This window comes from Oceanivirga miroungae (genome assembly GCF_902505095.1).
Classification (GTDB): Bacteria; Fusobacteriota; Fusobacteriia; order Fusobacteriales; family Leptotrichiaceae; genus Oceanivirga; species Oceanivirga miroungae.
In genome coordinates, this window is the sequence record NZ_CABWIB010000001.1 from 691,500 (window position 1) to 703,499 (window position 12,000).

The window sequence follows — 12,000 nt, forward strand, 5'->3', positions numbered from 1 at the left end:
GAGATAATTTAAATGGTAGGAATTATCGTTGCAACACATGGAGAGTTGGCAAATGGATTATTACATGCTTCAAAAATGATTTTTGGAGAACAAGAAGATTTTGCAGTTTGTAATTTAATGCCACAAGAATCGCCAGAAACTTTAAAAGAAAAAATACTTTCTGCGGTATCTTCATTTGAAAACAAAGAAGAAGTTCTATTATTAGTTGACCTATGGTCAGGAACTCCATTTAACCAAGCAAACGCTTTATTAAATGATCATCCAACATGGGCATTAGTAGCTGGGACTAATTTACCAATGCTATTTGAAGCTTTTGAGGCTCGTGAAGACGAAGAAACAGCCTATAAAGTTGCAAGTCGTGTTATAGAAGCTGGAAAAACTGCTATTAGGGGTAAACCTGAAAGCATTAATCCAAAATCTAGTATTAAAAAAGTAGTAGGTGCAGGAGCTGTCGAACAAGACGGTGAAATTGAATACGTATTAGCGCGTATTGACACTAGATTACTACATGGACAAGTTGCTACATCTTGGACAAAAACAACTGGACCTAACAGAATTATTGTAGTTTCAGATGCAGTTTCAAGAGATGCACTAAGAAAGAAAATGATAGAGGAAGCTGCACCACCAGGTGTTAAAGCTCACGTTGTACCAATTGACAAAATGATAGCTGTTGATAAAGACAGAAGATTTGGTGGTACAAAAGCTATGCTATTATTTGAAACACCTCAAGATGCTCTAAGAGCTATAGAAGGTGGAGTAAGAGTTAAATCTTTAAATTTAGGTTCAATGGCTCACTCTAAAGGAAAAGAAGTATTAACAAGAGCAGTAGCTATGGATATGGATGATGTTAAAACATTTGAAAAAATATTAAGTTTAGGTATAGAAGTAGAAGCAAGAAAAGTGCCTTCTGATTCACCTGAAAAAATTGAAGATATATTAGATAGAGCAAGAAAAGCATTTTCAAACTAGGAGGAATTAAATTATGTCAATAATAACAATAATATTAATTGCTATTGTAGCCTTTCTAGCAGGTATAGAAGGAGTTTTAGACCAATGGCAATTCCACCAACCAATAGTTGCATGTACTTTAGTAGGTTTAGTTACAGGAAACCTAGAAGCAGGTGTAATATTAGGTGGATCATTACAATTAATAGCATTAGGATGGTCTAATGTTGGAGCGGCAATAGCTCCAGATGCTGCATTAGCATCAATAGCATCAAGTATCATAATGGTATTATCAATAGGAGCAAATCCTACACCAGAAACAATAAGAACAGCTATAAATACTGCAATTGCGGTAGCAATACCTTTATCAGTAGCAGGATTATTCTTAACAATGATAGTAAGAACTGTTAGTATACCTATTGTTCATATAATGGATAAAAAAGCAGAAACTGCAAACTTTGCTGCAATAGAATTATGGCAATATGTTGCAATCTCATTACAAGGTTTACGTATAATGATACCAGCTATTTTCTTATGTTTAATACCATCAGAATCAGTTCAAGCAGCATTACAAGCAATGCCAGCTTGGTTATCAGAAGGAATGGGAATTGGTGGAGGAATGGTTGCTGCTGTTGGGTACGCAATGGTAGTTAACATGATGTCTACTAAGTCAGTATGGCCTTTCTTTATTTTAGGATTTACTGTAGCAGTTTTAGCAGACTTAACACTAATCGCATTAGGTGCAATAGGTGTTGCAATGGCTTTAATCTATATTGGATTAAAAACTATGGCTACAAGCAATAGTGGTGCAGGTAGTATGGATCCATTAGGTGACATTTTAAATGATTATTAGGATTTGGGGGTAGAAATACATATGGAAAAGAAAATAACATTATCAAAAGGAGAACGTTTTCGTGTAGCACTACGTCACCAATTCCTACAAGGTTCTTGGAACTATGAACGTATGCAAAACGGTGGTTGGGGTTATGCAATGATACCAGCTATCAAAAAACTTTATCCAAATAAAGAAGATCAAATAAAAGCAATGCAAAGACATTTAGAATTTTATAATACTCACCCTTATGTTTCATCGCCAGTATTAGGTGTTACATTAGCGCTAGAAGAAGATAGAGCAAATGGAGCAGATATTGATGACGTTACAATACAAGGTGTTAAAGTTGGTATGATGGGACCATTAGCAGGTGTTGGGGATCCAGTATTCTGGTTCACAGCTCGTCCAATTTTAGGAGCATTAGCAGCTTCATTAGCATTAACTGGAAGTATAATAGGACCATTATTATTCTTTATAGTATGGAATATAATGAGATTAGCATTTGAATGGTATACACAAGAATTTGGTTATAGAGTAGGAACTAAGATAACTAAAGATTTATCTGGTGGATTACTAGGTAAAATTACAGAAGGTGCATCTATATTAGGTATGTTTATAGTTGGTGCTTTAGTTAAAAGATGGGTTTCAATTAACTTTACTCTAACAGCTTCTCGTCCAATTGATACTGCAACATTAAATGCTGCAGGAGAAGTAGTAAGAGAAATTAAAAATGTTGAATACTTTAACTTACAACATACATTAGATTCATTAATTCCAGGATTACCTGCATTACTACTTACATTATTATGTTGTTGGTTATTAAGAAAGAAAGTTTCTCCAATAACTATAATAATTGTATTATTCGTAGTAGGGGTAGTAGCTCACGTTGCAGGAATTATGTAATATGATAAAAGGAATAAATACTGAAATTGATTATTCAATTAAATGTATTTCATACTTGGGTATTAGTAGTTATGGAAAAATGTACATTGGAAATATGGGAATAGAATTTTTTAATGATAAAAATATTAAAGATTTTATTCTAATTCCTTGGACTGAAGTTGAATATATATCAGCGTCTGTTATATTTGGAAGATATATAAATAGATTTTCTGTATTTACAAAGAAAAATGGACATTTTGAATTTTCAACAAGAGATAATAAAAAAACATTAAAAGCTATGAATAAATATATAAGTAGCGAGAAATTACTAAGATCCCCATCCTTTTTAGGGTATGTATCTAAATTTTTAAAAAAGATATTTTAATAAAAAAGCCTTATAAGTTATGCTTATAAGGTTTTTTCGTATAATTTTATTTTCTACCATTAATATCTAGTAGTGCATCAACTACTGAATCTAAATTCTTTTTAATAAATTTTTCAAAATTATCTTTAGTGTATTTACCACTAGTTAAATGATATAAGGTAGCAACATAAATACCTGTTTCATTTTTAATTAAATTTGCATTATTATGATTACTTGTTGCTTCGTCAAATAAGATATTTATTTTTTCTTTTTTAATAAGTTCTATAGCATTTTTAAGATCAACTGCACTAGGAGAGTGTATTACTGAAGGCTCTATTACAACGCTTACAGTAAGTCCAAAATCCGCTAGTAAATAATCATACCCAGCATGTGTTGTTGATATTTTTATATTATATAAATCAACATTTTTTAATTTCTTCTTAGCTTCAATTAACATAAGTCTTAGCTTTTTATTGTATTGACTTGCATTTTTTAAATAAAATATTCTATTTTTTTTGTCTATACTACCTAATTTTCTTGCAATTTGATTAACTTGTTCTATACTTCTACTAATTGAGATAAACGTATGCATATTAACTTGATCTATACTTGTTCCTGAAGCCTTCATAAGACCAACATTTTCATTTGCATTTATCACCTTTATTTTAGGGTCATTTAATGCGTCCAACATCTTATATGCATATTCGTCATGTCCTATTCCATTTACAACAAGAATGTCTACGTCTTTTAACCTAGTTAAATCTTCATAGCTAGGATCATAATTATGAGCATTAATATTTTCAGGTACAATTGACACAACATTCATTTTATCTCCAACAATATTTGTTACATAACTATAATACGGAAGCATAGTAACACCTACTGTTAATTTTGCAAAAATTATACTAGGTAGAAAAAGTAAAATTACTAATAATTTTTTTCTCATTTTTACCACCTCTTAAGTCAAATATTAACAAAAAAACATAATATTTTCAATAATACAATTCAGTTACAAGATCTATATTTTTCTAAATCTATATTATATAAAAGAAAATATTTATTAAAATTTTTTCAGTTATAATGTGTATAAAATCAGAAAAATAGTAAATTTAACATTTTATAGTTGAAAAAAACTAATAAATTTGATAAAATTATCACATAAGAATAGGGGAGGAAAAATATGAGAGAAGTAAAATACAATTACAGAGATTTAGGATTATCTAACACAAAAGAAATGTTATTAAAAGCAAATAGAGAAGGATATTCAGTACCAGCTTTTAACTTTAACAACTTAGAACAATTACAAGCTATAATAGAAGCATGTGTAGAAATGGGAGCACCAGTTATATTACAAGTTTCACCAGGAGCTAGAAACTATATAGGAAAAGATATGATACCATTCATGGCAAAAGCTGCAACATCTTACGTAGCTGCAAGTGGATCTGATATACCAGTAGCATTACACTTAGACCATGGTCCAAGTTTTGAAATAGCAGAAGACTGTATCTTAAATAGTGGGTTCTCATCAGTAATGATAGACGCTAGTAAATATGACTACGATGAAAACGTAGCTTTATCTAAAAAAGTTGCTGAATTTGCACACCAATATGATGTAACAGTTGAAGCAGAATTAGGAGTTTTAGCAGGAGTTGAAGACGAAGTATCTGCTGAAGAACATATATTCACTAAACCAAGTGAAGTTGAAGACTTTGTTTCTAAAACAGGTGTAGATTCATTAGCAATAGCAATAGGTACATCTCATGGAGCATTCAAATTTAAACCAACAGATGATCCACATATAAGATTAGATATTTTAAAACAAATAGAAGAAAAAATACCAGGATTCCCTATCGTATTACACGGTTCATCTTCAATACCACAACAATATGTTAGAATAATTAACGAAAATGGTGGAAAAATAGAAGATGCTTTAGGTATACCTGATAAACAATTACATGAAGCTTCAAAATCAGCAGTAGCTAAAATAAATGTTGACTCTGATGGAAGATTAGCATTCACTGCAGGAGTTAGAAAAGCATTTATGGATAATCCAGCTGAATTTGACCCTAGAAAATACTTAGCTAAAGGTAAAGAATTCATGAAGAAATACTATAAAGAAAAAATAGTAGATGTTTATGGTGCAGAAGGTGCATACAAAAAAGGGACAGAAAGAAAATAAGTAAAATTAAATAAAGGGGGTGTAAAAGCCCCACTTTTAATATATATAAAGAAAGGGTAATACTATATGACGAAATATATATTTGTAACTGGTGGAGTTGTGTCATCTCTAGGTAAAGGTATAACTGCTGCCTCACTTGGTAGATTACTTAAAGAAAGAGGTTATAAGGTAACAATACAAAAATTTGATCCATATATTAATGTTGATCCAGGTACTATGAGTCCATATCAGCATGGAGAGGTTTTTGTAACTGATGACGGGGCTGAAACAGATTTAGATTTAGGACATTATGAAAGATTTATAAACGAGGATTTAACAAAATATAATAATGTTACTAATGGTAAAATAATGTCATCAATAATAAATAAGGAAAGAAAAGGTGAGTACTTAGGAGCAACTGTACAATATATACCTCATGTAACAAATGAAATAAAACAAAATATATTAAATGCAGTTAACTCTACAAATTCTGATATAGTAATAACTGAAATAGGTGGAACTATAGGTGATATAGAAAGTGTAGCTTTTATTGAAGCTATTAGACAATTTAGATATGAAGTTGGTAGAGAAAATGTAGTATTTATCCACGTTTCTTTATTACCATATTTAAAAGCTGCAAAAGAATTAAAAACAAAACCAACTCAACAAAGTGTTAAAATATTACAAAGTATGGGGATTAATCCTGATATTATTGTTTTAAGAAGTGAGTACCCTGTATCTAAAGAAATAAAGAAAAAAATCTCCTTATTCTGTGATGTTGATGAAACATCTGTTATAGAAGCACTAGATGCAAATAGTATATATGAAGTACCAGTAAATATGGAGGAATTAGGTTTAGCTGATGAAGTTTGTAGAAAGTTATCATTAAAAAATATCAAACCAAATTTAGCTAAATGGAAAGAAATGTTAGATACATTTAAAAATTATGATAGAGAAATAAAAGTTGCTGTTGTTGGAAAATATGTTGAATTAAAAGATGCATATATTAGTATAACAGAAGCACTAGAACATGCAGCATATCAATTAAAAGCAAAAGTTAATATTGATTATTTAAAATCAGAAGAAATAGATATAAGTATGCTTGCAAACTATGATGGAGTACTAGTACCAGGTGGATTTGGTGGCCGTGGAATTGAAGGTAAAATAGCGTCTATAAAATATGCAAGAGAAAATAAAGTTCCATTTTTAGGTATTTGTTTAGGTATGCAAGTTGCTGCTATTGAATTTGGTAGAAATGTACTAGGTTTAGAAGATGTAAATACGGAAGAAATAAATGAAAATTGTAAAAACCCAGTAATACATTTAATGAAAAGCCAAGAAGGTATTGATAATTTAGGTGGAACAATGAGACTTGGAGCATATCCATGTAAATTAGATAAAAATAGTATAGCGTATAGAGAATACAAAGAAGAACTAATTTCAGAAAGACATAGACATAGATTTGAATTTAATAATAGCTATAAAAAAATGTATGAAGAAAAAGGATTTAAATTTAGTGGAGTATCACCAAATGGTAATTATGTAGAAGTAATAGAATTAGAAAATCATCCATATTTTGTAGCATCTCAATATCACCCAGAATTTAAAAGCCGTCCTAATAAAGCACATCCTCTATTTAAAGGCTTTATAAAGGCGATACTAGAAAGTGTTGAAACTAAATAATGATTTATTTACATCTATTTATAATCTCAATGCTACCTTTAATAGAATTAAGAGGAGCTATTATTTATGCTGCGGTATATAAATTAAATATATTTTTATCGATTGCAATTTGTGTTTTAGGAAATATTATTGTAATACCTATTATCTACATATTTGCAATGAAAACGATAGATTTATTAGCAAAAATTAAATATACTAAAAAAATTGCAGACTTTATTTTACATAAAGGACATAAGGCTGCATTAAAATTAAAAGCTAAAAAATCAAGCTATATTGCATTACTATTATTTGTTGGTATACCATTACCTGGAACAGGAGTTTGGACAGGAACACTAGCTTCAATACTATTAGGACTAGATCCTAAAAAAAGTTTTGTAGCTATGTTATTTGGTTGTATATTAGCAAGTATAATTATGTATTTAAGCTTATATGTAGTTATATAAAAGAAGTACAAAAAAAAGTGCTTCTTTTTTTCTATGTAGATGTTATGGTATAATAAGAAAAAAGAAAAAAACAAGGAGAATTATGGATATAGTAGGACCAGCAGGTAATTATGAAAAATTAAAAGCAGCGATAAAAGCTGGAGCTAATGAAGTATATATGGGTCTAAAAGGGTTTGGAGCTAGAAGAAATAACGATAACTTAGGATATGAAGAAATATTTGAAGGAATAGATTATGCTCATACAAGAGGTGTTAAATGTCTACTAACTTTAAATACTGTAATGAAAGATATAGAATTAAAAAATGCTATAAATGCTTTCATGCCAATATACGAACATGGAATAGATGCAGTTATTATACAAGATTTAGGGATGATATCAGTACTTAAGAAAAATTTTCCAGATTTAGTACTTCATGGTAGTACGCAAATGACAGTTGCAAATAGTGATGAAGCAAACTATATGAAAAGCTTAGGATTAAAAAGAGTTGTATTAGCAAGAGAACTTAGTTTTGAAGAAATAAAAACAATTAGAGAAAATACAGATATAGAATTAGAGGTTTTTGTATCAGGTGCTATGTGTATATCTTATTCAGGAAACTGTTATGTAAGTAGCTTTATAGGTGGTAGAAGTGGTAACCGTGGTATGTGTGCTTATACTTGTCGTAAAAAATTTAAAGAGGATAACAATGAATTAAAATATACCTTATCTCCAAATGATCAACTACTAAAAAAAGAGGAAATAGAAAAGTTAAAATCTATAGGAATAAACTCTATAAAAGTAGAAGGTAGAAAGAAAAATCCAAATTATGTTTTTGAAACTGTTTCATATTATCGTGATGTACTAGATGGAATAGAACATGAAAGTATGAGCTATAAGTTATTTAATAGAGGTTATTCAAAAGGATATTTTTATCTGGATAATAAGTTAATGAATACTAAATACTCATCTAACTTTGGTTATTTAATTGGTAAGAATAAAGAGGGTAAAATTACTTTATTAGATGAATTAGAAAATGGTGATGGAGTACAGTTTGTTGATGAAAACTTTGAAACTATTGAAGGTATTTTTGTTAATAGAATAATGTTAAATAATAAGAAAGTGGCTATTGCAAAAAAAGGTGATGAAATAGAATTGAATATGCCTAAAAACACTAAATATGTATACAAAAATTATTCGAAAAAAATAAATGATATCCTAGATAATCAAAGAAAAATAGTAAAAAGATACTTAGATATTAATGCAAAACTAATTGTAATGAAAAATGAAAAATTAAGTTTAGAGTATAGTTATAAAAATATATCTGCAAAAATAGAATATGATGTAGTAAAAGAGGCTAGTAAAAAGCCAATAACAAAAGAAATGTTAGAAAGTAAAATTTCAGAATTAGGTGATACTAGTTTTAATGTGAAAAATGCAGATATAGTATATGATGGAATAAGCTTTGTATCATTTAGCGAGTTAAAAAAATTAAAAAGAGAATGCCAAGAACTTCTGCATGAAAAAATTATTGATAGCTATAAAAGAGAAAAAGTTTTAGTTAATTACAATGAATATGATAAAACAGCAAGTAAAAAGGAATATATAATATCAGCACTTGTAGAAAATGAAGAACAAAAAAGAGCATGTATTGATTTTGGTATAGAGAAAATATATGAAGCAGGGTATGATATTTCAAAACAAAAAAATATTGATAGAAAAGAAATAACAGATACTAAAAATTTAGCATATAACTTTAAGCAGTTATTAGATGGTAAAAAGAAAAATATTAAGCAGAGCGTAAACTGGAATTTCAATATATTTAATAACTATGCAGTAGATGCATTTTCTTCATTTCCAAATATAGATACAATATTTTTATCACCTGAATTAAGTTATAAGCAAATAAGAAGAATAACTACAAATTCAAATAAAAAAGGATTAGTTATATACGGTTATCTAAAAGCAATGTACATAGAACACCCTCTTATAACTAAAGATTATATGGAAATACAAGGTGAATTTTACGATAGATATAGACTTAGAAAAAACTCATTAGATAATATAGAACTTTATTTATATAAGCCAATGAATTTAATACCAAAACTTGATTTAATAGAAGAGCTAGGTTTAGATGAATTAAGATTAGATTTCACATTTGAAACATATGATGAAGTAATTAAAATCTTAAAAAGTATTAAAAATAGAAGTGGTAAATACAATGGATATTCCTTTGATATGGGTGTAAGTTAGGTAGAAGTATTATAAATAAAAAATTAAGCAACTAGAAAAGGTTGCTTTTTTGCACTACAATAATTAAGCTATTTATAGTATAATAAATATATAAAAAATATTGGGAGAGAAGATGAAGAAAAAATCAAAAATAGAAGAAATAAAAGAAATAGATGAGTTTCACGATTACTTAGAAAGTCTTAGTATTGATGAACTAGATGAATTAGAATATATGGTTTGTAGAGATTTTGAAATGATGTCTAGTGATAAAAATATTGTAGAGAAACTAAATAAATCTGATAAAGAAGTTATAAGCTTATTTAATTGTTTAGTTAAAATGTATGAATTAGCAAAGATAAAAGAACTTAAAATAAAAAATGTAAAAAAAACAATATCTAGTGTGATTAATTAGCTTTTACAAAACAATTCATATATGTTATTATTTACATAGAATATACAAATATTAGGAGCTAGAATGAAAATAAGAAAATGCGTTGGTTGTGGTGAAATACTACAAAGTGATGATGAAAATAAATTGGGATATATACCATATGAAAAATTATTGCATGCAAGTGATGCAATATGTAAAAGATGTTTTAGATTAAAAAACTATAACGAACTACCTGATGAAAAAGATGAAAAGAAAAACTATTTAATTGAGCTTAAAGAAATCATAAATACAGTTGATTTAGTTATGCCAATTTTTGATGTTATTGATCTTGAAAGTTCTATGACAACTGAGATATTAGATTTAATAGAAGGTAAAAATATAATTGCAATATTAAATAAGGTAGACTTATTACCTAAAAGTATGCCAATGACTGATATATCTTCATGGTTTAAAGAAATAATAAATGGTGAAAATGTATTCCCATTAGATATATGTATGGTATCATCTAAAAAAAGCTTTGGGATAAAAGGAATAATAAAGAAAATATATAACTTATCGAATAAAAAAGATATTAAAGTATTAGTTTTAGGAGTATCTAATGTTGGTAAATCTTCAGTATTAAATAAACTTTTAGGAAAAGAAAAACTAACAGTATCAAAATTCTCAGGGACTACTAAAAAAGCAACAAAAAACTTAGTTAAGTTTAAAGAGAAAAATATATACTTTTATGATACAGCAGGTCTTATACCAGATGGTAGATTAAGTGAATTATTACCAAAAAATAAGGCAGATAAGCTAGTATTTGCAAAAGAAATTAGAAATACTAAGTTTAATATAAAAAAAGATCAAATATTAATGTTTTCTAACCTTATGTATATGAAATCAAATGAAAATATAGAACTTGATATTTTCGTAAGTCCAAAAGTAAAATTACATTTAACTAATATGGATAAATATAAAGACTTAATTGATAGAGTGGATTTATTTAATATACTAGATAAAGAAGAATTAGATACATATTTTGATAATAATGAATTTGTAGAAGAAAATATAGTTCTAGAAAAAGGATATGATTTAAGTATTTCAGGCCTTGGATTTATAAAACAAATAAGAGGAAAGTTTGATGTAAATATGATATATCCAAAATCAGTAAAGATAAAAGAAAGAATAAGCATAGATAGAAATAATAGAAAAAAAATTGATATGGAAGAAGAATTATTATGGTAAAAAAAATAGTATATAGTTTTCTATTTATTTCAATAATAACTTCAATAATATATGTTGATAGCATAAACAAATTAGAAAGTAGGATGCAAGAAATTGAAAATATCAGTTCTAGGTAGTGGAAGTAAGGGAAATAGTAGCTTTATAGAAATTGGGGATAAGAAGTTTTTAGTTGATGTTGGCTTTAGTATGAAAAAAATAGAAGAAAAATTAAATATGATAAATCAAAGTTTTTCTGATATTGATGGCATATTTATTACCCATGATCACGGAGATCATATAAGATCATTTGGTGCAATATCAAGAAAGTATGACATTCCATTATACATACATAAAAAGTCATTAAAAGAAGTATCCCATAAAATGGGTAAATTAAATCAAGATAAAATAGTTCTTTTAGAAGAAAAGAAAATATTAATAGATAATATAATGGTAGAAAACTTTGATGTTATGCATGATTCTGCTAATAATCTAGGTTATTCGTTTAGTTATAGAAATGAAAAACTAAGTTATGTTACAGATATTGGTAGAATTACAAATATCGTGAAAATGAATTGCATGAACTCAGATATATTAGCGTTTGAAACTAATTATGATTTAGATTTATTATTAGAAGGAGAATATCCATGGACTCTTAAAAATAGAGTTAAGGGTAATTATGGACATATTTCAAATGAAGAAGCTGCGAAAATGTTTTCAGATGTGCAAGAAAATAGACTAAAAAAAATAATAATGCTTCATTTAAGTGATGAAAATAATGATGAAAGTTTAGCATATGAAACAGTTAGAAAGTATGTTAAAAATGATATAGATATAGAAGCTTCAAAGCAAGATGAGCCAACTAAAATATATATGTTAGAAAAGTAGGT

The 12,000-nt window shown here is 27.9% G+C and carries 13 protein-coding genes; 12 read left to right on the top strand and 1 reads right to left on the bottom strand.

The annotated features are described in order from the left end of the window. Positions 1 to 12: 12 nt before the first annotated feature. Genes OMES3154_RS03420 through OMES3154_RS03435 form a run of 4 tightly spaced genes read left to right on the top strand, consistent with a single transcriptional unit; the run spans position 13 to position 3,044 of the window. Positions 13 to 969, top strand: a complete 957-nt coding sequence (locus OMES3154_RS03420) for a mannose/fructose/sorbose PTS transporter subunit IIA (RefSeq protein WP_156683400.1) — start codon at positions 13 to 15, stop codon at positions 967 to 969. 13 nt (positions 970 to 982) lie between these two features. Next, positions 983 to 1,798 (top strand): PTS mannose/fructose/sorbose transporter subunit IIC, encoded by an 816-nt coding sequence (locus OMES3154_RS03425; RefSeq protein WP_156683401.1) that lies wholly within the window; start codon positions 983 to 985, stop codon positions 1,796 to 1,798. A 21-nt stretch (positions 1,799 to 1,819) separates the two neighbouring features. Further along, a complete protein-coding gene (locus OMES3154_RS03430; protein ID WP_156683402.1) occupies positions 1,820 to 2,680 on the top strand; it encodes a PTS system mannose/fructose/sorbose family transporter subunit IID in 861 nt (286 codons plus the stop codon). 1 nt (position 2,681) lies between these two features. Next, on the top strand, positions 2,682 to 3,044 hold the full coding sequence (locus tag OMES3154_RS03435) for a DUF956 family protein (RefSeq protein ID WP_156683403.1): 363 nt from the start codon (positions 2,682 to 2,684) through the stop codon (positions 3,042 to 3,044). Positions 3,045 to 3,090: 46 nt separating this feature from the next. Here the strand turns inward: OMES3154_RS03435 and OMES3154_RS03440 are convergent, their stop codons facing one another. Beyond that, on the bottom strand, positions 3,091 to 3,969 hold the full coding sequence (locus OMES3154_RS03440) for a metal ABC transporter solute-binding protein, Zn/Mn family (RefSeq protein ID WP_156683404.1): 879 nt from the start codon (positions 3,967 to 3,969) through the stop codon (positions 3,091 to 3,093). 234 nt (positions 3,970 to 4,203) lie between these two features. Here OMES3154_RS03440 and OMES3154_RS03445 point away from each other — a divergent pair, with 234 nt between their 5' ends. From OMES3154_RS03445 to OMES3154_RS03475, 8 genes are all read left to right on the top strand, one after another. Continuing rightward, on the top strand, positions 4,204 to 5,202 hold the full coding sequence (locus OMES3154_RS03445) for a class II fructose-bisphosphate aldolase (protein ID WP_156683405.1): 999 nt from the start codon (positions 4,204 to 4,206) through the stop codon (positions 5,200 to 5,202). 66 nt (positions 5,203 to 5,268) lie between these two features. Beyond that, positions 5,269 to 6,864, top strand: a complete 1,596-nt coding sequence (locus OMES3154_RS03450) for a CTP synthase (RefSeq protein ID WP_156683406.1) — start codon at positions 5,269 to 5,271, stop codon at positions 6,862 to 6,864. Further along, positions 6,864 to 7,307 (top strand): COG2426 family protein, encoded by a 444-nt coding sequence (locus tag OMES3154_RS03455; RefSeq protein ID WP_156683407.1) that lies wholly within the window; start codon positions 6,864 to 6,866, stop codon positions 7,305 to 7,307. The genes OMES3154_RS03450 and OMES3154_RS03455 overlap by 1 nt, the downstream gene beginning before the upstream one ends. Positions 7,308 to 7,389: 82 nt before the next feature. Then, the gene (locus tag OMES3154_RS03460) at positions 7,390 to 9,537 is read left to right on the top strand and encodes a peptidase U32 family protein (RefSeq protein ID WP_156683408.1); all 2,148 of its coding nucleotides are present in this window, start codon (positions 7,390 to 7,392) and stop codon (positions 9,535 to 9,537) included. 112 nt (positions 9,538 to 9,649) lie between these two features. Then, on the top strand, positions 9,650 to 9,928 hold the full coding sequence (locus OMES3154_RS03465) for a hypothetical protein (RefSeq protein ID WP_156683409.1): 279 nt from the start codon (positions 9,650 to 9,652) through the stop codon (positions 9,926 to 9,928). 63 nt (positions 9,929 to 9,991) lie between these two features. After that, positions 9,992 to 11,134, top strand: coding sequence for a GTPase (locus tag OMES3154_RS03470; RefSeq protein WP_156683410.1), 1,143 nt, complete (start codon positions 9,992 to 9,994; stop codon positions 11,132 to 11,134). Beyond that, positions 11,128 to 11,250: a hypothetical protein gene (locus OMES3154_RS06590; RefSeq protein WP_269432412.1), complete on the top strand. Its 123-nt coding sequence runs from the start codon at positions 11,128 to 11,130 to the stop codon at positions 11,248 to 11,250. The genes OMES3154_RS03470 and OMES3154_RS06590 overlap by 7 nt, the downstream gene beginning before the upstream one ends. After that, positions 11,228 to 11,998, top strand: coding sequence for an MBL fold metallo-hydrolase (locus OMES3154_RS03475; protein WP_156683411.1), 771 nt, complete (start codon positions 11,228 to 11,230; stop codon positions 11,996 to 11,998). Before OMES3154_RS06590 ends, OMES3154_RS03475 begins: the two co-directional genes overlap by 23 nt. The last annotated feature ends 2 nt before the right edge of the window (positions 11,999 to 12,000 follow it).